Origin of the sequence: Nocardioides asiaticus, from assembly GCF_040049175.1 — a bacterium.
Classification (GTDB): domain Bacteria; phylum Actinomycetota; class Actinomycetes; order Propionibacteriales; family Nocardioidaceae; genus Nocardioides; species Nocardioides cheoyonin.
In genome coordinates this window covers 388,632-409,128 of sequence record NZ_JBDZDM010000005.1, presented here as the reverse complement: position 1 = coordinate 409,128, position 20,497 = coordinate 388,632, and the positions used below count along the sequence as shown (strand labels likewise).

The 20,497-nt window shown below is 71.2% G+C and carries 28 protein-coding genes and 1 tRNA gene; 23 read left to right on the top strand and 6 right to left on the bottom strand.

Annotation, left to right across the window (positions count from 1 at the left end; translation table 11 throughout):
• Window positions 1-83: 83 nt before the first annotated feature.
• The 21 genes from ABLE53_RS19585 (at window position 84) to ABLE53_RS19485 (ending at window position 14,254) form a co-directional block, all read left to right on the top strand.
• A complete protein-coding gene (locus ABLE53_RS19585; protein WP_348860821.1) occupies window positions 84-287 on the top strand; it encodes a hypothetical protein in 204 nt (67 codons plus the stop codon).
• 34 nt (window positions 288-321) lie between these two features.
• On the top strand, window positions 322-1,254 hold the full coding sequence (locus tag ABLE53_RS19580) for a hypothetical protein (protein ID WP_348860820.1): 933 nt from the start codon (window positions 322-324) through the stop codon (window positions 1,252-1,254).
• A complete protein-coding gene (locus tag ABLE53_RS19575; RefSeq protein WP_348860819.1) occupies window positions 1,251-1,652 on the top strand; it encodes a hypothetical protein in 402 nt (133 codons plus the stop codon). The genes ABLE53_RS19580 and ABLE53_RS19575 overlap by 4 nt, the downstream gene beginning before the upstream one ends.
• A gap of 751 nt (window positions 1,653-2,403) precedes the next feature.
• Entirely contained in the window at window positions 2,404-3,249 is an 846-nt protein-coding gene (locus tag ABLE53_RS19570; RefSeq protein ID WP_348860818.1) for a hypothetical protein, read from the top strand.
• 85 nt (window positions 3,250-3,334) lie between these two features.
• Window positions 3,335-4,594 carry a hypothetical protein gene (locus tag ABLE53_RS19565; RefSeq protein ID WP_348860817.1) on the top strand — a complete coding sequence of 420 codons (1,260 nt, stop codon included), beginning with the start codon at window positions 3,335-3,337 and terminating at the stop codon, window positions 4,592-4,594.
• A 96-nt stretch (window positions 4,595-4,690) separates the two neighbouring features.
• Window positions 4,691-5,281, top strand: coding sequence for a hypothetical protein (locus ABLE53_RS19560; RefSeq protein WP_348860816.1), 591 nt, complete (start codon window positions 4,691-4,693; stop codon window positions 5,279-5,281).
• A gap of 110 nt (window positions 5,282-5,391) precedes the next feature.
• Complete coding sequence (locus ABLE53_RS19555; RefSeq protein WP_348860815.1) at window positions 5,392-5,700, top strand: hypothetical protein; 309 nt, start codon at window positions 5,392-5,394, stop codon at window positions 5,698-5,700.
• Window positions 5,701-5,862: 162 nt separating this feature from the next.
• Complete coding sequence (locus ABLE53_RS19550; protein ID WP_348860814.1) at window positions 5,863-6,930, top strand: hypothetical protein; 1,068 nt, start codon at window positions 5,863-5,865, stop codon at window positions 6,928-6,930.
• 35 nt (window positions 6,931-6,965) lie between these two features.
• Window positions 6,966-7,268 carry a hypothetical protein gene (locus tag ABLE53_RS19545; protein WP_348860813.1) on the top strand — a complete coding sequence of 101 codons (303 nt, stop codon included), beginning with the start codon at window positions 6,966-6,968 and terminating at the stop codon, window positions 7,266-7,268.
• A 187-nt stretch (window positions 7,269-7,455) separates the two neighbouring features.
• Complete coding sequence (locus tag ABLE53_RS19540; protein WP_348860812.1) at window positions 7,456-7,734, top strand: hypothetical protein; 279 nt, start codon at window positions 7,456-7,458, stop codon at window positions 7,732-7,734.
• An 81-nt stretch (window positions 7,735-7,815) separates the two neighbouring features.
• Window positions 7,816-8,220, top strand: coding sequence for a hypothetical protein (locus ABLE53_RS19535; protein ID WP_348860811.1), 405 nt, complete (start codon window positions 7,816-7,818; stop codon window positions 8,218-8,220).
• Window positions 8,221-8,412: 192 nt separating this feature from the next.
• Entirely contained in the window at window positions 8,413-8,853 is a 441-nt protein-coding gene (locus tag ABLE53_RS19530; protein WP_348860810.1) for a hypothetical protein, read from the top strand.
• Window positions 8,846-9,427, top strand: coding sequence for a hypothetical protein (locus ABLE53_RS19525; RefSeq protein WP_348860809.1), 582 nt, complete (start codon window positions 8,846-8,848; stop codon window positions 9,425-9,427). The genes ABLE53_RS19530 and ABLE53_RS19525 overlap by 8 nt, the downstream gene beginning before the upstream one ends.
• An 82-nt stretch (window positions 9,428-9,509) precedes the next feature.
• Window positions 9,510-10,841 carry a hypothetical protein gene (locus ABLE53_RS19520; protein ID WP_348860808.1) on the top strand — a complete coding sequence of 444 codons (1,332 nt, stop codon included), beginning with the start codon at window positions 9,510-9,512 and terminating at the stop codon, window positions 10,839-10,841.
• Entirely contained in the window at window positions 10,834-11,229 is a 396-nt protein-coding gene (locus tag ABLE53_RS19515; protein WP_348860807.1) for a hypothetical protein, read from the top strand. Before ABLE53_RS19520 ends, ABLE53_RS19515 begins: the two co-directional genes overlap by 8 nt.
• Before the next feature lie 200 nt (window positions 11,230-11,429).
• On the top strand, window positions 11,430-11,684 hold the full coding sequence (locus ABLE53_RS19510; protein ID WP_348860806.1) for a hypothetical protein: 255 nt from the start codon (window positions 11,430-11,432) through the stop codon (window positions 11,682-11,684).
• A 300-nt stretch (window positions 11,685-11,984) separates the two neighbouring features.
• On the top strand, window positions 11,985-12,341 hold the full coding sequence (locus ABLE53_RS19505) for a hypothetical protein (RefSeq protein WP_348860805.1): 357 nt from the start codon (window positions 11,985-11,987) through the stop codon (window positions 12,339-12,341).
• Window positions 12,342-12,439: 98 nt separating this feature from the next.
• Window positions 12,440-12,724, top strand: coding sequence for a hypothetical protein (locus ABLE53_RS19500; RefSeq protein WP_348860804.1), 285 nt, complete (start codon window positions 12,440-12,442; stop codon window positions 12,722-12,724).
• 187 nt (window positions 12,725-12,911) lie between these two features.
• The gene (locus ABLE53_RS19495; protein ID WP_348860803.1) at window positions 12,912-13,193 is read left to right on the top strand and encodes a hypothetical protein; all 282 of its coding nucleotides are present in this window, start codon (window positions 12,912-12,914) and stop codon (window positions 13,191-13,193) included.
• Window positions 13,190-13,981 carry a hypothetical protein gene (locus ABLE53_RS19490; protein WP_348860802.1) on the top strand — a complete coding sequence of 264 codons (792 nt, stop codon included), beginning with the start codon at window positions 13,190-13,192 and terminating at the stop codon, window positions 13,979-13,981. Before ABLE53_RS19495 ends, ABLE53_RS19490 begins: the two co-directional genes overlap by 4 nt.
• Before the next feature lie 96 nt (window positions 13,982-14,077).
• Entirely contained in the window at window positions 14,078-14,254 is a 177-nt protein-coding gene (locus tag ABLE53_RS19485; RefSeq protein ID WP_348860801.1) for a hypothetical protein, read from the top strand.
• 314 nt (window positions 14,255-14,568) lie between these two features.
• On the opposite strand, the gene ABLE53_RS19480 is transcribed toward ABLE53_RS19485, so the two are convergent.
• A tRNA-Thr gene (locus tag ABLE53_RS19480) sits at window positions 14,569-14,641 on the bottom strand.
• Window positions 14,642-14,830: 189 nt separating this feature from the next.
• Window positions 14,831-15,052: a hypothetical protein gene (locus tag ABLE53_RS19475; RefSeq protein WP_348860800.1), complete on the bottom strand. Its 222-nt coding sequence runs from the start codon at window positions 15,050-15,052 to the stop codon at window positions 14,831-14,833.
• A 118-nt stretch (window positions 15,053-15,170) separates the two neighbouring features.
• Here ABLE53_RS19475 and ABLE53_RS19470 point away from each other — a divergent pair, with 118 nt between their 5' ends.
• Window positions 15,171-16,148 carry a LysR family transcriptional regulator gene (locus ABLE53_RS19470; protein ID WP_348860799.1) on the top strand — a complete coding sequence of 326 codons (978 nt, stop codon included), beginning with the start codon at window positions 15,171-15,173 and terminating at the stop codon, window positions 16,146-16,148.
• Here the strand turns inward: ABLE53_RS19470 and ABLE53_RS19465 are convergent.
• Genes ABLE53_RS19465 through ABLE53_RS19450 form a run of 4 tightly spaced genes read right to left on the bottom strand, consistent with a single transcriptional unit; the run spans window position 16,103 to window position 19,874 of the window.
• Window positions 16,103-17,722, bottom strand: a complete 1,620-nt coding sequence (locus tag ABLE53_RS19465; RefSeq protein WP_348860798.1) for an alpha/beta hydrolase — start codon at window positions 17,720-17,722, stop codon at window positions 16,103-16,105. The two genes, ABLE53_RS19470 and ABLE53_RS19465, sit on opposite strands and share 46 nt — an antisense overlap.
• Window positions 17,719-18,894 carry a DNA polymerase III subunit delta' gene (locus ABLE53_RS19460; RefSeq protein ID WP_348860797.1) on the bottom strand — a complete coding sequence of 392 codons (1,176 nt, stop codon included), beginning with the start codon at window positions 18,892-18,894 and terminating at the stop codon, window positions 17,719-17,721. Before ABLE53_RS19460 ends, ABLE53_RS19465 begins: the two co-directional genes overlap by 4 nt.
• Window positions 18,891-19,556, bottom strand: a complete 666-nt coding sequence (tmk, locus tag ABLE53_RS19455; protein WP_348860796.1) for a dTMP kinase — start codon at window positions 19,554-19,556, stop codon at window positions 18,891-18,893. Before tmk ends, ABLE53_RS19460 begins: the two co-directional genes overlap by 4 nt.
• 9 nt (window positions 19,557-19,565) lie before the next feature.
• The gene (locus tag ABLE53_RS19450) at window positions 19,566-19,874 is read right to left on the bottom strand and encodes a putative quinol monooxygenase (protein WP_348860795.1); all 309 of its coding nucleotides are present in this window, start codon (window positions 19,872-19,874) and stop codon (window positions 19,566-19,568) included.
• 71 nt (window positions 19,875-19,945) lie between these two features.
• Between ABLE53_RS19450 and ABLE53_RS19445 the strand changes: the two genes are divergently transcribed.
• Window positions 19,946-20,398: an HIT family protein gene (locus tag ABLE53_RS19445; protein ID WP_348860794.1), complete on the top strand. Its 453-nt coding sequence runs from the start codon at window positions 19,946-19,948 to the stop codon at window positions 20,396-20,398.
• Window positions 20,399-20,497 lie beyond the last annotated feature (99 nt).

The window sequence follows — 20,497 nt, the reverse complement described above, 5'->3', positions numbered from 1 at the left end:
ACAGGGACAACGCCCTGCGCGCATAGGTGTCAGCAACACGCCAACCGCCCGCACGGGCACCGCCTCCAGGAGGGGCGCAACTCATGATCACCCTCATTTCTCGCCTCACCTACGGCGCCTACTTCGCCATCCTCGGTGCCCTCACTCTCGCCCTCGCGCTCCTCCTGCCCCTAGACGACGCCACCGGCTCTTACTGGATGAACGCCGTCCAAGCCCTCCCCGGCTCCGCCGTCCTCGTCTTGGTCGTCGGGCTCCCGCTAATGCGGGCGGCTGAGAAGCGCCCTTGACCAACCGGCGCACGGGCCCGTCACTCCGCCTCGGTTGGCGGGCCTCTGCGCTCGTCTCGAAATCGTGCCGCCCAAGCGTGGCGGAACCGGGGGTGCCGCACACCTGAGTCTCAAGGGGACCCGCAATCTCGCGGGGCCCACCAGCCGATCCGAGGTGATCCCCGTGTGCCGAGCGCTCAGCGAGGGCGGCCGCCGCTGCCCCATCCACACCCCGCTTGCCCGCGCCGCCATCGAGGGCGCCGCGACTTGTGTCGCGTACGCCGCAGACCTGCACGGCTTCTACCGGTCATGCAGCGATATCTGGCCTGACAAGGAGACGCTGGCCGTTGCGGAGGCGCACGTCGCGAAGGTCGAGAAGCGTGCGGCCAAGGTCCAGGAGAAGGCCGACGGGGCCGCCCAGGTCGCGGCCGCCAATCCCGACCCGGAAGACGACCACCTGGCGAAGGTTGCAGAGCATTCCGCGGACGCCGCCTACGACGCCCGCGAGGCGCTCGTTGCGGCCCAGTTGGACGCGACGGCGCTGCGCATCGAGGCCGAGGCGCTCCGGAAGGCCGAGATCGACGAGGAGTTCGCGAAGACGCATCCGCTACTCGCCGACCGGTTCCGCCGCGACCTGCGGGAGGGGCGCAGACAGTTCGAGTTCGAGGAGATGATCCGGCTCGCTCAGGAGGACGAGGTGGGTCGCGCCCGCGAGATGGATGCGGTGATCGACGCCATCGAGGATCCCGAGCAGCGGGAGGAAGCGATGGAGATGGAGTTCGCCCGGCGACGGGAGTTCGACGCACAGGTGGACGAGGCGTGGGACCGGGAGCGGACCCGCCGGGCCAACGTCGCGAAGGACCGGGCCCGGGTGCTCGCCGAGCAGGAGGAAGCCAGGTGGGCGGAGATCGAGGCGCGCTTTGCGGCTGCCCGACCGGTACGAAAGGACGAGGTCAAGTGGGGACCCGTCAAAACTCGACGGCCGTGATGGGCAAAAAGCCGAGCGTCGTCTCCATCGCCAAGGAGACGTTCAGGGAGTCGTTCCGGGATCTCGGTGTGAGCGGCGCGCGCTTCGCCGCTGGCGTCGCCTCCGACCTGTCCGGGCTGTCGCTGATCTGGGGCACGCTCTTCCCAGCCGGGACGGCGAGCCGTAAGCCGCCCGCGACCCGGCGGCGGAGGAGCGCCGCCAGGAAGACGTTCCCGAAGTCGGCGACCGCTCACCGCCGGGCCTGGCTTCGAGCCGGTGGCGTGACCAGCGGGCAGGCGGTCCGGACCCGGACCGGGCGCAGCGGGCTCGTCGACGCGAATGCCTCCCCGGGCCGCTACCGGGTGAAGACGGACGGCGGCTTCTTCGAGGCGTTCTTCGGCGACCTGGTCCCCGTCTGACGAGACCGAGTGGCAGGCGTCGTCAGCATGCGATGGCAACCCCGCACACCCGTACGACGGCCGACGCGCGCGGCGGCGGCATAGAGCACCACGAGATGAGGAGTCCCATCGAAGAGACGACTGAGACCGTGAGACTTGCCGAGGTCGGCGAGATGGCCGCCCTTTGGGAGTGCTTGATGACCCAGGCGCGGCTGACCCGGCCGTGCGGCTGCCACCAGGTGCTCCGGCTCGCCGAGCACTGCCTGCGCTGTCGGCGGATCCTGGCCGATGAGGTCAAGCATCTCAGCGGCCTGCTCTACGAGCCAGCCATGTCATTCGACCAGGCGACCGCGGCTCTCGCCGACGCGCTGCGCGGCCACCCGACGCCGACTCGCTTGGCAGCTAGTGGCTCCCGTGGGTCCACAAGGCCCACGGGAGCCCGCGCAGAGTCTCCTCTGCCGCGCGCTGGGAGGAATCGGACGCCGCGGTCGTGGCGTCCGCCTGGGCCAACCACGCAGCCGCGCTGCGCGGGGCCGGTCAGGCCGAGATGGCCTGACCGGGGAGAAAGCGAGGCCGTGCCGCACACCTATAGGGGGAGACGGCGAAACCGAGAAACCGAGATACAGACCGAGAAACCGAGAATCCGATGATCCGAGCCACCCTCACTGCCACCGCGGCAGCCGCCCTCCTGGCGGGGCTCACTCTGACCGCGCCAGCCGCCGCGCAAGCCAGTACGGCATCGTCCTGCGAGCCGAGTGTGTCGTACGGCAAGATGACCGCCACGGCCGCCAATGTGCACGTCGTCAGGTCCGCGAAGCGCATCGTCCACCTGCCGCGGGCCTACCGCTACAAGGCGACCGTCTGGGTGACCGCCCGCGGGACCTCCACCGGCCACCAGGCCATCACGGTCACGTCCTGCGACGACCACGGCGTGCCGCACCCGACCCGCTACCCCGGCACCGTCCGGGCGTCGGTCACCAGGCACACCAAGGTCACCATCGCGCGGCCGCACTGGGCCAACTCGATCCGGATCGCCAAGGCACAGGCGGTCAGGAAGGCCCGCAAGGCCGCTCGCACGCCCGTCCACGCGAAGGCGCTCCGGCTCGTCACCGCCAAGAGGTCCTCGCTGACGGCGAGAGCACGGGCCCTGAACTCCTTCGTCGTCTCGGAGGAGTCGCTCGTCGAGCGCGGTTTCGTCTCGTCGCTCAACGCCCAGCGCAAGGCCGCCGGTCTCGCACCGGTCACCTGGTCCACGGAGATCGACGGGCTCGCCGACCCGGCCGCCCGCACATTCGTCCTCGACGGCGTGTTCCCGCACCCCGGTCCGAGCGACCTGCCGAGCGCCGGGCAGTGCAGCATGATCGGCGTAGGCACGACCGTGCTGGACGGGTGGACGACGCCGCAGAGCGGCAACAGGACCGCGAACGCGCAGATGGGCGCGAAGCGCGCCCTTGCTGCGTTCGAGGGCAACGCCACGGCCCGGGGCGCCCTCTTCGACGACGAGGTCGCGGCGACCCGGATCGCGGTCGCCGTGTGGACGGACCCTGACTCCGACGGCAACCAGGACGGCGCCATCGTGCTGATGATGCTGGGCGGGGACTGCCCCGGGCTGCCGTGACGGCGTGGTCGGGCGCTGAGGGGAACGGGGACGAGCCAGCCACGTACTGGGCGTGCCCAGACCCTCGTCCCAGGAGGACCACCTCATGACCATCACCGCCCCCACCGCGCGCCGCGTCACGGTGGCGCTCGGCCTGCTGTTCGCCGTCGTCGCGAGCGTCCTCGCGCTGCCCGCGCCCGCGCACGCCGCCACCACCTGGTTCGACGTCAACTGGCCGTCGAGTTCAGTCGTCGTCGGCACGCGGACCTCCGCGGTCATCATCCCGGCGGAGCAGTACCAGGGCGACGAGGACTACGTGCTGGAGCGGGAGTCGGACGACGGGTGGGACACGGTCGCCACGGTGAAGGCGACGTTCGCGACCTCCGGCACCGTCGCCCTGCCGACCGACACCCTCGGCGCTGAGACCTTCCGCGTCGTCTACGACGGCCAGGAGACGAGCGCACCGTTCACGTTGACGGTCACCAAGCCCGCGCCGCGGAAGGTCAAGACCAGCCTGCGGGTGTCGGTCTCGACGCACGCCGTCAAGATCGGCAAGCGGGTCGCCCTCCGGGGACACGTGTCCGGCGGCTCGCGGGTCCTCCTCATCCAGCAGCACACCCTCAACGGCCGCTGGCGCACGGTCGGCCGTATCCACTCGGCCCGCACCGGCCGGATCTCGACCCCCCTGCCGAAGCACCTGACCGGGTATTTCGGTGTCCGCGCCCTGCGCGTGGTCGCTCCGACGAGCAGCCGGTTCGCCTCCTCGTCGAAGCCGGTCGGCCGTGTCCGAGTCGCGCCGTACTACCGCCCGCAGGGCTCCAGCAAGGCGTTCAAGTTGCTCGGCTACCGCTGGAACCCGTGCGCCGGGGCCATCCCCGTGTGGGTGAATCTCGGTGGCGTGCCGCAGCGGCTTGGGCTCGTCAAGGAGACGCTCGGCCGCATTGCGCGCGCCTCCGGGCTCCGCTTCGTCATCAAGGGGCGCACCGCGGCGATCCCGCACCTGCGCGGCAAGATCCCGGCGCACGGCCTCCTGATCGCGTTCGCGTCCGGCGCCCGCTACCCGGCCCTGCACATGAACTCCGGCCGACCCGGTGACCGTCGCGCGATCGGTCTGGGCGGTCCACGCGCAGTCGTCGGTCACCAGATCCTCTCCGCCACGGTCCTCATCGACACTGCGTGGAATTACCACGGTCGTCTCCTCCAGACCCTCATGCATGAGACGGGTCACGCCGTCGGCCTGGACCACCCGTCGACGTTCGGCACCCAGATCATGAGCGCCGTCGCGACCAGCGCGATCGGGTCCAACTACGGCGCGGGCGACCTCGCCGGGCTGGAGCGGGTCGGCGCCGACGCGGGCTGCCTCTAACCCCTCGCAGAGGCTGGACAGGGACAACAGCCGGCCACCACTGGCGAGGGCACACGCCCCCGACCACCTCCGACTCACTCCCATCAGGAGCCGAAAATGACCACCTCCACGATCGCCAAGCCCCGCATCGCCGCCTGGAGCACCGCCCGCGTCCTGCGCGACTTCTCCGCCGAGATCGAGCGCCGCGGCGGCGCCCCCGTCCTCCACACGATCCGCTGGGCCGGATCCGGCTGGACCGAGACCCCGCTCTCGATCCGTGACCGCGACGGCGGCCTCGTCCTCCTGGGCGCGGGCCAGTGGCACCAGACCTGGCGGAAGGCGCCCGGCCGCTTCGTGGAGATCGCCTACCTCTGCGGGTGGGACGACAACGGCCTCTTCGCCGCCGCCGTGCCGGGCACGACGCGCACCGTCGCGGACGCGCTGCGCGCCCTCACCCCGGCCGAGGTCACCCGCCGCGAGCACGTTCGCCAGGGCGACGTGTACCTGGTCCGGATGGAGCGCGCCGGTGCGACCACGCCGTCTGGTGTCGTCCGCGGCTCCCACGTCTGGGACGCCGAGACCCGCACCCTGACGCACGCGCCCGCCGACGGCCGCGTCCACGCCCCGGTGACCGCCCCGGACGAGTGGCCCGGCGTGAAGGTGGTCGAGCAGAACCGCCACCAGCCCGCGTTCCCGACCGTCGACTGAGCACCCCGCCCGGCCGCGCGTAGGCGCCGACGGCCTCACGCCCGAGCCGGGCACGCAGGCCACACCCCGCACACCCACACCGTGAAACCCCGCCCTAGGAGGGCCCCATCATGAGCACTGCAACCCCTGCCTCGACCACCTTCCACCTGCCCGGCTACGCCGTTCGCCTGACTGCCGTGGACGCGGAGGCCTACGGCGGGATCTGGCCGGTCCGCCTCGATCTCAATGACGGTGACGGCTGGGTGACGCGGCCGTGGCACGCCCTGGCCATTCTCGGCGGCCCCGCCACGCAGGCCGAGATCGAGACCCTCGCCGAGTACGTCGCCGAGATTTACGAGCCGGAGTACGGCGAGGACGGCATCTTCCACGCCTCCCGAACCGCGTGCCGCCGCCTCACCGTCGGTGACCGCGGCCTCTGACTCACCCCCTCCCTGCGCCGTGTGCCGCCATGCTGGCTGCATGCGGCATAGGGAGGGCTGGACAGGGACAAGGCCCCTGCCGAGGAGCGAGGGCAGACGCCCCCGACACCATTCCGAATCGCCCCGGACCGCGGGGCACCGAGCCCCAGGAGGGCACCAGAGATGACGATCTCTCTCGCAGCCATCGGCGTCGAGCCGGGCTCACCCAGGCCGCGCCGCTCGCGCGCCGCGGACACCACTCGCGCCGTTCAGACTCTCGTCGCCGCAACGCGCGCCAGCCGCCAGACACTGGCAGACCTCATCATCGCTGTCGCCCCGCAGGCATGGCCCGAAGGCGTACCGGCCCACGTGACCCTCGCCTGCGCGGCCGAGAAGCCGCAACCGGGCATCGTCACCCTCTCCGACGACGAGGGCACCGCGCTGCTCACCGCCGTCGCGCGCGAGCGCCTCGATGCAGTGCGGTCGCCCCGGCCGCTGGCCGAATGGGCCCTCCGCGTCAAGGACCGCGACCTTCTCCAAGCCGCGATGAAGCATCCGGCCTGGCGGCGCAAGGGCGCCCGGGACCGTGACGCTCTCGCCGTGGGCCGCACCTCCGAGGAGGCTTTCGAGTCCGCGCGGAAGCGGCTCGACCAGGAGCCCGCTGACGTGCCCGCATCCAGGTGGATTCTCCTGCCGCACGTTCACGTCGTGACATGGGTGACGGAGACGAGGTGGAACTCGCGCGGCCTGCCGCGGTCGGAGCGCATCCGCTTGCGCGGCACCGCCTGGGTGCTCATCACCTCCGACAAGGGCGCCGAGGTGCACTTCGACGGCGGACGGACCGTGCGCCGATCGCTGCACAGTGATCCGCTCACGGTCCGAACGCTGCGCGAGCGCGCCACGTACCTCCGCGGCGTCCGCGCGGAGGAGAGGGCCGACGCAGCCGACCGACGACGGCGCGACAAGGGGCGGGCCGCGGATCGGCGTCGCCGGATTGCGGCCCTTCGGCGAGCCATCCTCGCCGAAGGGACCCGCTTCGAGGCGAAGGTGATGGGCGGGGAGTGGCGGACGATCGCGAAGCGCGAGGTCGCGTGCAGCCTGAGCGCCGTGCGCTTCGCCGAAGGCCTCAATCCCGTCCCCATGGACCTGGCCGTCGGCCAGGTCCATGGGGACGGGCTGGCCGTCGGCCAGTGGTTCGCGGCGGTCTCGGCCCGGGACGGAAGGGTCCTGCACGTCCGTCGCGTCGCCTGACCTCCTCTTCCACCACGAGCAGATTGCGAGACGCGATGAGTAACGAGCAGTACGACTTCGTCTGGGGCCTCTGGTTCGACATGCTCGAAGGCCTTGCCCCCGGCCTCCCCGAATACCTCGACGAGCACCTCCGGGACGACGGCGAGGACGACTACATCCGGCTGGCGCGCATTCCCGCGGGTGCCACCGATGCCAAAGGCCGCTCGCTCGACGAGGACGTGTGGGTGCTCGACCACTACGTGATGGGGCAGATGTTCTTCGCGTCCCGCAGCGAGGCGGAGAGCGCGTTCCGCGACTCCGTGGAGCGCGACGTGTGGGATCCCTCGCGCGGACTCTGACCATTGACTGTCGATGACCTTGGCCTCTGCGGCAGCCCCCGACCGGAGCCACCTCGCCTGTGCCGCGCCGCCGGGCCGTCCGTGCACGGCATAGGGATCCTGGACAGGGACAAGGCTCTGCCGAGAGGGGCGAGGGCAAGACGCCCCGGACCACCTTCACAAACCGCCCGCGAGAGAAAGACCACCCATGGAGATCACGTTCAACACCATCACCCAGGCCGTGCTCGACAACCTGCGCACCTTGCCCCACCAGCAGTCCGAGGCGTCCCGGGTCGCGTTCGAGGAGAGCCTCGACGACATCCACTGGCTCGCCCTCGCGGCCTTCCAGTTCGACCCCGACATCTGGGAGATGGACGACGCCATCGAGCAGGTCGTGGCCAATGCCGAACTTGCCCTCGCATTCCGCTCGAACGGTGTCAGGCCGTGGGAGATCGGCGCGTACGCCACCGCCCGGATGACTGCCTGACCTGACTCCCGCCCGGCTGGCCGCGGGCCAACCGCCTACGTCCAGCCGGGTCTCGACCACGAAGAGATAGCGAGAAGCACGATGAGCCGCCGTTGCAATAGGCCGTACTGGGAGATTCTCGGGATCCGCCGCACGATGCTCCGAGCAGCGATCGAGCGGGGCGACCTGCCGAAGAAGAAGGACAAGGCGTTCATCCAGTCGCTAGAGGCGAGCCCGCCCGCGTGGCTGGTCCGCGACCGGAAGGCGACCGCGCGGCTCCGCGAGAAGCGGAAGGTCCGCCGTGACGCCACAGAGCAGAAGCGGCGAGCAGCCTTCGAGCGCCAGTATGGCCGCGAAATTGAGATCGCTGACGCCTACCTGCGTGCCATCAAGGACAACGGCGACACCGACGCGTGGGCCGCGCAGGCCCTCCGGGATGCGGGCATCACGCACCTCGCCGACGGCACCCCGATTCGGCGTCACGGCGCGGACTCCGACCCCGCCTGACGACAAACTGTCGGTGGCCGCCACTACGCTTGCCGCCGATGGATCTCCCCGCGAAAGCGGGGCTCGGCTCGCTTTCGTCGAGCCAACACCGAGCGCTAGCCGCTCGACCTACCCCCGCAATGGCGGGGACGCACACGACCCGGTCCGCCGGGCGTGTCTTGCGTCCCCGTACGCCCTACCCAGGAGGTCCCAATGACCAGTACCACTCTGCCCACCCTCGCCCGCCTCTATGAGCGGCGCGAGGTCGATGTCGCGCTCCTGCCCCGCATGAGCGCTGAGCATTTCGACGCCGCCGAGGGCCATTTCGCATTCGATGTCGCCGACCGGCGCGCCGTCGAGACCCTCACCGGCGAGCACCGCGACCTCGTGCGCGCGGGCATCCTCGCCGCCGCCCTCTGGCTCGATCGGATGGGCTTCTCGGCCACCAACGCCGCCGTCGTCAGCCAGGCGATCGGCGAGGTCATCGCCGCCTCCGGGGCGGATCTGCACGCGCTCCGCCGGATCGAGATCGGCTTGGGCTGGCCGCGACCACTGCCAGTCGCGCTCCTGGTCGCTGGCACGCGGCGCGTCCACCCGGGCGCCGGGAGCGTGCGCGTCCCGCGCTTCGTCGACGGAGGCATCCGCCATGACTGACATCCGCGTCTACGCCGAGGGCGGCCGCGTCGTCCTCGCCAGCCCGTACCACCCGGCACTGCCCGCAGAGGCCAAGCGTCTCGGCGGCCGCTTCGACGGCGAGAAGAAGACGTGGCGTTTCGACGCCCGCGACGAAGAGCGGGTCCGCGACCTCGCCCGCGAGATCTACGGCACCGACGGCACCGAATCCGACCTCGTGAGCGTCCGGCTCACCGCCGAGCAGGGGTGCGACGAGGCCGACGACATGTGGCTTTTCGGCCGCGAGATCATGCGGCGCCCGGGTCGCGACCAATCGGTGCGCCTCGGCGAGGGCGTCATCCGCATCGCGGGCGCTTTCCTGCGCGGCGGACGTGACGCTGGCACCGGGTCGGTGGCCTACCCGCGCATCGGCGAGGTCGGCGGCGTGGTCCTGGAGGTGCGGGATGTGCCCCGGTCTGCCGTCGAGGGCGTCACCTACGGGGGCTGGGACATCGAGATCGTCGAGGAGCGGGTCGACATGGACGCGCTGCGGGCCGAGCGGGAGCGTCTCGCCGCTCGTATCGCGGAGATCGACGAGATTCTCGGCACGAATTGAGCCTCAGGCGTCGCACTGCCCGAATCCCCGCACACCTTCCTTGTACCCGTCGGCTGGACGGGGACGAGAGAGGGAGAACGATATGTGCGATGCGAGCAAGCACGGCGCAGGAAGCCGCGGAGGCACCACGACCCTGAAGGACGCCAGCGGCCGCCGCTGCCCGGCCTGTGTGGCGCGGGCGGAGCGGGAGGCCCTTGAAGAGGTCCGCGACGCGTCCGGCAAGATCATCGAGATGCACTGGCTCGGCTTCAAGCGCGACGCCAACGGCCAGAAGGTGCTCGATGAGCACGGGGAGCCAATCCTGGAGAGGCTCACCGCGTCGAACTCGATCGGCGGCCCGGTGCGCGAGGTCGAAGCGTGGTTCGTGAACGAGGACGGCCACCCCCGCCACATCGACGACCCGGACTACGAGCGGCGGGCAGTCCGCCCCGAGGGCTTCCTGAGCACGACCGTGGACGCGTCCCGGAAGAGCCGCCAGCGGTACGGCAAGTTGTTCGAGTCCGCCGATTCGATGCGCACCCGCGAGGGTGTCGCCCCGGGGCAGCGGCTCGACCAGGCGGCGAAGGACGCCTTGTGGGCCGAGCGCAACCCGCTCGCCGGGTCGCTGCCCAGCGCCAAGACGCTCGCCGGGATTCAGGCAGCACAGACGATCGAACGGTCCGCGGCCGCCGCGGGCCTGTCCACCGAGGCTTTCGTGGCCAAGTACCGGCGGGTGCTTCCCCGACCCTCCGACCCGTACAGCGCCGAGCAGCACTATGCCGCGGCCTTCGGCGGGAAGCCGAGCAGCACGATCACCTCCCGCGGCGTCGTGAAGGACCTCGGCTTCGTCAAGATGGCGGAGACCGAGGTGACGATCCACGGCAAGCCGAACAAGCGTCTCGTCGTGGCGACGTTCCCGGGCGGACCCGAGCACGGCTCCTACCGGGGCGGCCTCGGTCCCGGTAGGAAGAACCCGCCCGCCGCGCTGGCTGCACCGACGCTGTACGGCGGCACCCACGAGAACGCCGACGCGGCGACCGACATCATGGACCGGATCGAAGCGCTGGAGGCGGCCGACCAGACCGTCGCAGACCGGCTCGACACCCACCTGCGGATCGCCGACGAGGAGCGCGCTGTCCGGGAGGCCCCGACGGTGGCCGGGTATGACCCCGGCGAGGTCAGCGGCTCGAACACCGGCTACGGCGGCACCGGCACCACCGGTACGCACGGCAAGGTCCGCGACTCCGAGACGGTCTCGCGGGGCGGCTCGCACCTGCTGGGCGGCATCCCGGCGAGCGAGGCCCTGAGCGACCCTGGACAGGGACAGGCCGCCTTCGACGCGATTACCGCTGCCATCAACGCGGGCCAGACCCCGACCCAAGAGGAGATCAACTTCTGGAGCAACTACACCCTTGGAGAAGTGACCTATGCCTGAGAACACCGCCACCCCCAGCACCATCGTCCTGACCCCGGACGAGCACCGCGCCATCGCCAAGGTCGACGGCCGCCCCCGCGTCTCGCCGTCCCAGATCAGCGCCCAGGAGGGCGGAGATCTCCTCATGGCTGCGCTCGACAGCCCGGCCCTGATCCGCGACCGCGAGATCATCATGAACCACCAGATCGTCGGCGGCATCTGGCTCACCCTGTGGCGCAACGCGACCCCGCGCGGCGACCTGTACCGCGTCATCGCAGGCGGGCTCGGGGGCAAGCCGACCTACGCCGGGCTGTACTTCCTGGACGCCGACGAGGCGCTGCTCGCCTACGCCGGACACGTCCGGACGCTCGCCGAGGACCGTGCCGCGGAGCGTGCCACCGCGGACTGACCCGACCGGTCACCCAGACACCTCACCTAGCCCCTGGCCGCGCGTCGTGATGGCGGCGGCTAGGTGCTCTTGCGTGCTTTGAGGGTCCGTCTCGTCGCTCTCTCGCGGCAGAGGCTGGACAGGGACAACGGGCCGTGCGCTGGGCAGGAGCAGCCGCTCCGGACTCCAGCAGCACCCCATCCCGAGAAAGAGCCAGAGCCATGACCATGCGGACCCACACCGTCGATGACGTCGTCATCAGCGGCGTTGACAGCGTCGTAGAGGGCGTCCACCGCCACGACCTCGCCACCGGCGAGGACTGGACCGAGATCACGGTCCTGACCTGGTTCGGCGAGGTCACCCACGAGGGCGACCGCGACGGTCACCTGTCCTACGGCGAGGTCTACGCGCTCGCCAAGGCGCTCGCGTCGGGTCGGATGCCCGAGGGCATCGACCGCGTGCGCATCGTCGCCTGAGACGTGCGGCCGACAGCGCCACGCCCGGCATAGGAGAAGACATGACCGCCACTACCACCTGCACCGGCTTTCGGCACCGCTGCCCCCAGTGCACGCCCCGAGCGCGACGCGCAAACGTCGCGTGGGCGCACTGCGGCCCCGAGGCCTGCGAGACCTTCCCGGGCGGCTGCCTCTGCCCCGACCCCGAACGGTGGGAGTGGGCATGGCGGTGCACGGTCTGCGGCCGCGTGTGTGAGCCCCGACCCCGCCCCGAACTCGCTGTCTGCGACTGCGGGCAGCGCGACCAGAGAGAGCAGTGACATGTACCGAGACGACACCCCCGAGCCCGCGATGGCCGTCGAGACAAAGCGCCTGCCGCTCTTCACCAATGACGAGGGCGACCGGGTCACTGGCATATGGCTGCTGCTCACCCGCGAGCGGGGGACTAAGCGGGCCGTCCGGTGCGCGGTCGCGGAGGACTTCGACCCCGACGACTTCGCGACGACAACCGAGTTCGACCTGAGCGATGGCGGCGCGGCCGCGGTCGACGCCGCGAAGGCGTACGCAGAGCGGCAGTTCAACAGGCACCAGGTCGAGTACCGGCTAACGGAGTACCCCGAGTGGCACCACGACTTCGTCAAGTGGCACCCCGGCTGGACTGGTCTGCCGTCGCGGTGACCTTCGCTGCCCTTGAAGGCGGCCTGCATTGTGTCCTACGATTGTAGGACACACCCCGTTTGAGCACCCCCTGCACACCCTGAGCCATGGAGACCCCAGTGACGATCCTGAGCACCCATCCCCGCACTACCCACCTCGCCGCCCGTCGGTGGCTAATCCGCAACGCGGAGGCCGAGATCAGCCGCCTCGCCCGAATCAGCGCCGACTGGACGCCCGCCGAGGTCACCCGGACGCTCGGCTTCCAGAGGATGGCCGATCTCGCGACCTACTGGGGCGACGACGACCCGGCCGCCCCTGCCTCGCTGACCGAGTCCGCCGAGGTCATCTCGACCGTCCTCGCCGATATCGTGTCGGGCCCACTGCGCGAGGAGTACGCCGCCTGATCGAATACGCCCGGATCGAGCCGTCAGAGACCCGGGCTGTAGCCCGCGCGGTCGCCGACCCAGAGGGCGCATGGGCGGGCTGGCTCACCGACCATTTGAACCCGCTCGTCGCCCGCCCCGATTCGTCCTGGCGCGACCGCTGACCCCACCCGTAGCAGCACACCCGATCCCGACCGAGGAGCACACCATGAGCACTCCCATCAACCCCGACCCCACGATCATCAACGCGCTCCGCTGGAACCTCACCCAGCGCGGCGTCGACGAGGAGACCATCGAGACCGTCGTCGAGCACGCGCCCCAGGAGGGCCAGCGCCAGGCGCTCGTCGGGCTCATCCTGCTCGTCCAGGAGGGCGTCGCCCTGACCCCCGAGGCCCTGGCCGACCCGGTGGAGGCGTGGCGCTGTCACCGCAGCCCCTTCTACGCGGCCTGCCTTTCGAAGGCGGCGCGGGCGAAGAGGGTGGCGGCATGACCGCGTACCTGGAGCGGATCGTCACACCGGGCGAGCGGCGGGCAGTCACCGACCGGCTCGTCCTCCGGCTAACGACGCCGTTCCTGCCGACCAGGACGGCAGCCAGCATTGAGGAAAACTTCGCGACCCTCCTGGTGGACGACGACGACTGGCCCAAGGTGTGGGCCGCGGCGGTCCTGCTGATGCTCGTGCGCGGCCTGCCTCAGGACGACCCATGGAGGCACCTGCGCGCCCGGCTTTCCACCCCGGACGGGCCGATGAGCGTACGACTGAACTCGCGCTCCGAGATCGCCGCCCATCCCGAGGGCGCCACGCACCCGGACGGGCGCCGGTTCGGCACGCTGCTCGATGCCGCCGACCTGCTCCCGGCCGTGCACGCCGACCCGTCCCGCGACAACCCGCTCGCGGCGTTCGAGGACAATCTCGACCCCCGTGCCGCCTTCTTGCTCGCTGCCGTCTCGTCGTCGAAGGCGAGCCCGGTCGCCGCCATGCAGCACATCCGCCGCGAGCGCGGTGTCTACACCCGCGGGCACCAGAAGGGCCTCGCCGACATCATCATCGACTCGCTCCGCTGGGCGACGCTCCGGCGTCGTGCCTACGCCGCGTCGCTTGACGAGGGCGACAGGCTCCTCGTCGTCGCTCACAAGGCCGCGGTCGAGATCGCCAGCAAGACCTGCTGGCTGCCACACGCCCAGTTCATCTCGCGCCCCGCCCCGGTCACCGGCGTCACCTGGCGCGACATGGCGGAGGCGGCCAGCCGCTACTACGACGACGGCAACGCCGCCTGACCCCTCACCAAGGCCCGGCCGGGCAGAGGCTGGACAGGGACAACGAACGACCGGCAGTGGTGAGCAACCCGCTCCCCTCCCAGAAAGAAGCCAGCCATGACCCGCCTCCTTCTCGGCCTCCTCGCGATCACCACCTGGATCTGCGCGATCCTGGGCCTCACCGCTCAGTTCGGCATCGTTTGGATCCCGGCCCTCGGTTTCGGCGCAGCGGTCGGAGGCGTCCTCGCGAACGCGTTCGTCGGGCTCCGGAGCACTTTGATCCGGCAGCACTGACCCGACTCGCTCCGCGGGCGTGCCGGGTCGCCTGCGAATCTGCCGGATCGCTAAGGCGACCCCGAGGAGCCCGTCTCCGACGCATCAGACTGCGCCTCGGCGTTCGGAGACGTCTCCACCTCGTCGGCAGCGTCATCGTCAGCGCTTAGATGGCGAGCGTAACCGCAAATCACCGGTCACTCGGCTCGCTCGGTGCGGTTCGGCTGCGCCATTCGGTACGCATTCGGTACCACGGCCGTGCTCGCCCGCGAATCAGAAAGGGTCTCTGACCTGAGTTTCCCCAGGTCAGAGACCCTTTTCGCTGCTCCTGCCGGAGCCGCCTGTCGGAATCGAACCGACGACCTGCTCATTACGAGTGAGCCGCTCTACCGACTGAGCTAAGGCGGCGCTGCTGTCAGTACCTGGTCTTCGACCCCGTGCTGGACAGCCCGGGAGAGTGTACCGACGCGGCCGTCATGAGGCGAAACCGCGCCTCCGAGTCGTCCACGACGTGCACCGGGTGCATGTCGTGCCCGACCCGCCCGGCTGCCGGCCGGTCCAGGCTCAGCAGCTTGCGCAGCCGACGGACCCCGGCGCTCATGCCGCCACCGCCGTGACAGAGGGGCTGGACTTCCTCTGGCCGGTCTTCCTCTGGCTGGACCCGCGCTGGGCCCGGCGGCCGCTGAGCATCGCCTGCTCCGCCCCGCACCAGCACTCGAAGCGGACCTCGATACCGCGCTCGGTGCTGGTCAGCGAGTGGACCATGGACGGGAAGATCGGCTCGGTGCGGCCGCAGACGGTGCAGTGGTGCTGGAACACGCTGACCTTCCTCGACTTTCCTCGGTTGATGGGACTTCACTCTGCTCAAGGACAATCGTCGAGCGGCTATGCCCATAGAGGTAGGCGATCTTTCCTGTAGTCGGCATAGGATGTCCCTATGCTCTCGCTGCACCAGCTGAGGGTCTTCCTCGCGGTCTACGAGCACCGGTCGCTCACCGCGGCGGCCGAGGCGCTCGGGTATGCCCAGCCCTCCATCTCCGAGCAGGTCCGAGGACTCGAGCGGACGCTGGGCGTCCAGCTCTTCCAGCGGGTCGGCCGCGGCGTCGTACCGACCTCCGTCGCAGACGAGCTCCGCCCCCACGCCGAGCGGACCATCGCCGCGGCCGAGGAGGCCCGCAAGGCGGTCCAGGCGGTCAAGCAGTTCGAGACCGGGACGATCCGGTTCGGGCTCTTCGGCATCGCGAGGCTGTACGGCGGGGCCGGGCTGGTCGCCGACGTGCTCGACCGCTACCCCGGCGTACGCGTCGAGCTCATCGGCCAGAACTCCACCGAGGTCCAGGAGGACCTGCGCCGCGGGCGGCTCGAGGCTGCGATCCTCTCCGTCGCCAACCTGACCGGCGAGGGGATGACGATCACGCCGGTCGCCCGTGACGAGCTGGTCTACATCAGCGCGGACCCCGCCCACCTCGCGACGCCGGTGACCCCACACCGGCTCTCCCTGGCCTCCCTCGTCATGCCCGACACGACGTGGCGCGCCGACGACTCCACCCGGGTCACCTTGCGCGCGCTGCTCCACGAGACCGGCCGCAACCCACCGACCCGGATCGAGGTCGAGGACATCGAGACCGCGGTGGAGCTGGTGGGGATGGGGTACGCCGACTCGGTGATCCCCAAGGGTGCCGCCGAGCAGCTGCTGCCGCGGCTCGCCCCGAAGGCAGGCTGGGTGTCACTGCGGCCGCGGACGTACGACACCTACGCCATCGTCCACCGGGCCGACGCCACCCTGTCGCCCGCGGCGCGGCTGATGATCGACCTCGCGACCGCGCGGATCCGCGCCGTCGTCGAGCCGGTCGGCCCGCGGGGGACGGGTCAGCAGCTGAGCCCGTCCTTCGGCACCTTCCCGTCGACGAGGTAGCCCTCGACCGCGTCGTCGACGCAGGAGTTGCCGGAGTTGTAGCCGGTGTGGCCGTCGCCGTCCCGGCTGACGAGGACGCTGGAGTCGAGCTCGGAGGCGAGGGACTTGGCCCAGGCGTACGGCGTCGCCGGGTCCCGCGTCGTGCCGACGACGACGATCGGGTCGGCGCCCTTGGCGCCGACGGCCGGCGCCTTCTGGGACGGCTCGGTCGCACGCTGGGTCTCCCCCGAGCATCCGATCATCATCCACGCCATCGCGTCGCCGAACGTGGGCGACGCCTTCTCGAACTCCGGCAGGTCCTTCTCCACCTCGGCGGGTGTCGCGGACCACGGGTCGTCCAGGCAGTTGATCGCCCAGTTGGCCTCCATGGAGTTGTCGGTGTAGCCGCTCGATCCCCGCGACGCGTAGGCGTCGGCGAGCGTCATCAGCATGGTGCCGTCGCCCTTCATCGCTCCCTGGAGGGCCTGGTCGAGGAGCGACCAGTAGGACCGGTTGTAGAGCGGCGTGATGACGCCGTAGAGCGCTCCGCCCTGGGTGAGGGTGCGACCGCCGACCGTGAGCGGGTGGGCGTCGAAGCCGGCGAGGATCTGCTGGACCTTGCGCACGCCCGCGTCGACGGTGTCACCGAGGAAGCAGGAGCCGCCGTCGACGCAGTTCTTGACGTAGGACCGCAGCGCGGTCTCGAAGCCTGCCGCCTGCTGGAGGTTGAGCTCGCGGGCGGTGACGTCGGGGTCCATCGCACCGTCGAGGACGAACCGCCCCACCCGGCTCGGGAACAGGTCGGCGTACGTCGTGCCGAGCTTGGTGCCGTAGGACGCGCCGAGGTAGTCCATCTGCTTCTCGCCGAGCGCGGCGCGCAGGACGTCCATGTCGCGAGCGGTCTCGACGGTCGTGACATGGCCGGCGACCGCACCCGACCTGCTGGCGCAGCCCTCGCCGAACCTGGTCGCCCACCCCTCGTAGGCCTTCACCTCGGCGGGCGTGTCCGGGGAGGGGTCGGCGGCGAGGTACTGGTCGAGCTGGTCGTCGGTGAGGCAGTCGACCGGCGCGCTGTCACCGGTGCCGCGCGGGTCGAAGCCGACGATGTCGAAGTCGTCGCGCAGCGCCCGCCCGAAGGCGAAGCCGCCCGACGCGGCATAGTCGGTGCCGGGGGCGCCCGGACCGCCTGGGTTGACGACGAGCGAGCCGACCCGGTGGTCGGGGTCGTCGGCGGGGTCGCGGAGCAGCGCGATCTCGATCGTCCGCCCTTCGGGGTGGTCGTAGTCGAGGGGAACCTCGAGTTTCGCGCACTGGAACGAGCCGCGGCAGCCGCTCCAGCTCAGCTTCTGGGAGTAGAACCGCGCGAGCGCGGGATCGGGTGGCGTGGTCGCGCCGGCCTCCGGCGGCGTGGAGAGTACGCCGGCGGACGGCTCCTGCGACGGAGACGACTGCGTCGGCGTCGGCAGCGCGGGGCCGCTGGACGAGCTCCCGCCGGAGTCGTCGCGGCGCAGTCCGAGCAGGGCGCCGACGACACCCGAGGCGACGAGCACCAGGACGACCCCGACGACGAGCAGGATCTTCGAGGCGGGCCTCATCCGTCACGCCCTGGGGCCTTGAGGGCGACCATCATCGACTCGAGGACCAGCTGCGGTGGCACGTTGAACTCCATCAGCTGCTCGCGCGCCTGGAAGATCCACCCGATCCGGCGCAGGTTGAGCTCGGGGGTCGATGCGGCGACGAGCCGCTCGACGTCCGCGCGGATCTCCTCGTTGACCAGCCGGCCGGGCGCCCCGGAGGCGATCGCGATGGCGTCGCGGTAGACCGACACCAGGTCGGTCAGGGCTCGGTCGATCACGTCGCGGTGGCGGCGGGTGGCGCGGGCCTTCTGCTGCCGCTCGAGCTCGCGAAGGGCGGGGGCGTACTCCCGCGGGCGGCGGCCGCGCTCGACGACGCCGTAGGAGGCGTCGAGGTCGGTCTTCTCGCGGGCGTCGAGCGTGGCCGTGATCGCGTCGGCCTCGTCCTTCGTCACCTTGGTGAGCTCCTCCGCGGCGCGCAGACAGGCCCCGAGGCTAGTGAGCCGGCCGGCGTAGGAGACGACCTCGCGCCGGCGGTTGCGGGTGTCCTCGTCGGTCGCGAGCGCCTTGGCGCGCCCGATGTGGCCCTGGCTGGCGCGCGCGGCGTACGACGCCAGCGACCGGTCCACGCCGAGGGTCCGCTCGAGGAAGCCGGCGACGTCCTCGGCCGTGGGCGTCGACAGGGTGACCAGGCGGCAGCGGCTGCGGATGGTCGGCAGGACGTCCTCGACGGTCGGCGCGCAGAGCATCCAGACGGTGCGGGCGCCGGGCTCCTCGACCGCCTTGAGAAGGGCGTTGTTGGCCTGGTCGGTGAGGCGGTCGGCGTCCTCGACGATGACGACCTGCCAGCGCTTGCCGGCCGGGGAGAGGGCGGCGGCGCGGACCAGCTCGCGGATGTCGTCGACGCCGAGGCTGAGCTTGTCGGTGCGGACGACCTTGACATCGGCGTGGCTGCCGGCGAGGACGGTGTGGCACTCGTGGCACACCCCGCAGCCGCCGTCGGGGCACTGCAGCGCGCCGGCGAACGCGATCGCGGCGTTGGACCGCCCCGACCCGGGCGGGCCGGTGAACAGCCACGACTGGGTCATCCCGCGGCCGGCGGCGGCCGCCCGGAGGGTGTCGATCAGGTGGCGCTGGCCGACGAGGGTGCCCCAGATGCCGGGGGCCGGCGCCTCGGTCGCGCTGGCGGTCATGACTGCACCGCCTTCGCCAGCAGGGGCGCGAGCCGGTCGCGGACGGCGCGGTGGATCTCGTCGGCCGGTGAGCGGGCGTCGACGACAAGGTAGTGGTCGGGGTCGGCCTTGGCCATCGCCACGAACGCCTCCCGCACCCGCTCGTGGAACGCCAGCGACTCCCCCTCGATCCGGTCGCGGCCCTCGAACCGCTTGAGCCCGGCGGTGGGGTCGAGGTCGAGCACGACGGTCAGGTGCGGCCGGAGGTCGCGCGTCGCCCAGCGGGCGACCTCCTCGAGCTCGGCGACGTCGAGCGCGCGGCCCGCTCCCTGGTAGGCGAGCGTGGAGTCGACATACCGGTCGGTGACGACCACCTCGCCCCGCTCGAGCGCGGGCAGGACGAGTGTGGCGACGTGCTCGGCCTTGTCGGCGGCGTACAGCAGCGCCTCGCAGCGGTCGTCCAGGTCGCCGGTCTCCGGGCTCAGCACGATCCGGCGCAGCTCCTTGCCGACCACGGTGTCGCCGGGCTCGAACGTCAACCGCACGGTGTAGCCCTCGCCGGTCAGCGCGTCGGCCAGGAGGCGGGACTGGGTCGACTTGCCGGACCCCTCGCCGCCCTCGAAGCACACGAACACGCCGCGCTCGGCGTACGCGCCAGGCCCGCGCCCGATCTCTTGGCTCACGGGGAAAACCTACGTGGTGGCCCGCAGCGGTGAGCCGACGACGTCGAAGCGGTAGCCGCCGAAGACGCCGGACAGCAGCGGCCTCGCTGCGGCGATCGACTCCTGGACCGAGGGCAGCTGGAGCGACGCCTGGTGGGCCTCGGCGGAGGTCCACAGCTCCACGACGTAGACGGTGTCGGGGTCGTCGGCGCTGACGCCCACCTCGTAGAGCAGGCAGCCGGCCGCGGCCAGCCCGTCGCTCGGGCGGGTCAGATGAGCGGCGAGCTCGTCACGCTTGCCGGGCACGGCGCCCAGGGTGCCCACGTTGGCGAAGGTCATGACCGCACCGTACGACGGCCCGCCGACACCCGGCCCCCGCGCGGGCTCCGCCGCATCCGTAGGGTCCCGGCATGGCCCCCGCCCCCGACTGCCTCAACTGCCGCCAGAACGCCGACCTCGACGCGCTGCCTCTGCGCGAGCACGTCCTCCGTACGACGTACTGGCGGGTCGCCCACGCCTTCGACACGGCGCTGCCGGGGTGGCTGGTCGTCGTCCCCCTCGAGCACGTGACGGCCCTCGACGAGCTGCCCACGGAGGCGTACGCCGAGCTCGGCGACCTGCTCGGCCGGCTCTCGGCGGCGCTGCGGACGGTGGTGGGCTGCGCGAAGACGTACTTCATGCAGTTCTCCGAGGCGGACGGGTTCACTCACCTGCACGTCCACGTCGTACCGCGCATGCCCGATCAGCCCGACGAGCTGAAGGGGCCGCGGGTTTTCGGCTACCTCGGCGCTCCGGTCGGCGAGGCGGTCACGGAGGACGACCGCGACCAGCTCGCTGGCGAGCTCCGCGCCGCGCTCGGCTGAGAGCCAACTCCCCGGGCAACTCCGGAACTTCCGGGGCTCCATATCGCCAAGGAAGTTCCGGAATCCCCGGTGGACCGGGGACTCCTTCCCGGCCGGTCT

Coding starts and splice junctions, on each gene's coding strand:
- ABLE53_RS19445 (WP_348860794.1), top strand. CDS start 19,946: ATGGCCCCCGCCCCCGACTGCCTCAACTGCCGCCAGAACGCCGACCTC.
- ABLE53_RS19520 (WP_348860808.1), top strand. CDS start 9,510: ATGTGCGATGCGAGCAAGCACGGCGCAGGAAGCCGCGGAGGCACCACG.
- ABLE53_RS19570 (WP_348860818.1), top strand. CDS start 2,404: ATGACCGCCACGGCCGCCAATGTGCACGTCGTCAGGTCCGCGAAGCGC.
- ABLE53_RS19585 (WP_348860821.1), top strand. CDS start 84: ATGATCACCCTCATTTCTCGCCTCACCTACGGCGCCTACTTCGCCATC.
- ABLE53_RS19505 (WP_348860805.1), top strand. CDS start 11,985: ATGTACCGAGACGACACCCCCGAGCCCGCGATGGCCGTCGAGACAAAG.
- ABLE53_RS19530 (WP_348860810.1), top strand. CDS start 8,413: ATGACCAGTACCACTCTGCCCACCCTCGCCCGCCTCTATGAGCGGCGC.
- ABLE53_RS19545 (WP_348860813.1), top strand. CDS start 6,966: ATGAGTAACGAGCAGTACGACTTCGTCTGGGGCCTCTGGTTCGACATG.
- ABLE53_RS19465 (WP_348860798.1), bottom strand. CDS start 17,722: ATGAGGCCCGCCTCGAAGATCCTGCTCGTCGTCGGGGTCGTCCTGGTG.
- ABLE53_RS19490 (WP_348860802.1), top strand. CDS start 13,190: ATGACCGCGTACCTGGAGCGGATCGTCACACCGGGCGAGCGGCGGGCA.
- ABLE53_RS19555 (WP_348860815.1), top strand. CDS start 5,392: ATGAGCACTGCAACCCCTGCCTCGACCACCTTCCACCTGCCCGGCTAC.
- ABLE53_RS19510 (WP_348860806.1), top strand. CDS start 11,430: ATGACCATGCGGACCCACACCGTCGATGACGTCGTCATCAGCGGCGTT.
- ABLE53_RS19485 (WP_348860801.1), top strand. CDS start 14,078: ATGACCCGCCTCCTTCTCGGCCTCCTCGCGATCACCACCTGGATCTGC.
- ABLE53_RS19460 (WP_348860797.1), bottom strand. CDS start 18,894: ATGACCGCCAGCGCGACCGAGGCGCCGGCCCCCGGCATCTGGGGCACC.
- ABLE53_RS19470 (WP_348860799.1), top strand. CDS start 15,171: ATGCTCTCGCTGCACCAGCTGAGGGTCTTCCTCGCGGTCTACGAGCAC.
- ABLE53_RS19550 (WP_348860814.1), top strand. CDS start 5,863: ATGACGATCTCTCTCGCAGCCATCGGCGTCGAGCCGGGCTCACCCAGG.
- ABLE53_RS19535 (WP_348860811.1), top strand. CDS start 7,816: ATGAGCCGCCGTTGCAATAGGCCGTACTGGGAGATTCTCGGGATCCGC.
- ABLE53_RS19540 (WP_348860812.1), top strand. CDS start 7,456: ATGGAGATCACGTTCAACACCATCACCCAGGCCGTGCTCGACAACCTG.
- ABLE53_RS19495 (WP_348860803.1), top strand. CDS start 12,912: ATGAGCACTCCCATCAACCCCGACCCCACGATCATCAACGCGCTCCGC.
- ABLE53_RS19560 (WP_348860816.1), top strand. CDS start 4,691: ATGACCACCTCCACGATCGCCAAGCCCCGCATCGCCGCCTGGAGCACC.
- ABLE53_RS19450 (WP_348860795.1), bottom strand. CDS start 19,874: ATGACCTTCGCCAACGTGGGCACCCTGGGCGCCGTGCCCGGCAAGCGT.
- ABLE53_RS19525 (WP_348860809.1), top strand. CDS start 8,846: ATGACTGACATCCGCGTCTACGCCGAGGGCGGCCGCGTCGTCCTCGCC.
- ABLE53_RS19515 (WP_348860807.1), top strand. CDS start 10,834: ATGCCTGAGAACACCGCCACCCCCAGCACCATCGTCCTGACCCCGGAC.
- ABLE53_RS19565 (WP_348860817.1), top strand. CDS start 3,335: ATGACCATCACCGCCCCCACCGCGCGCCGCGTCACGGTGGCGCTCGGC.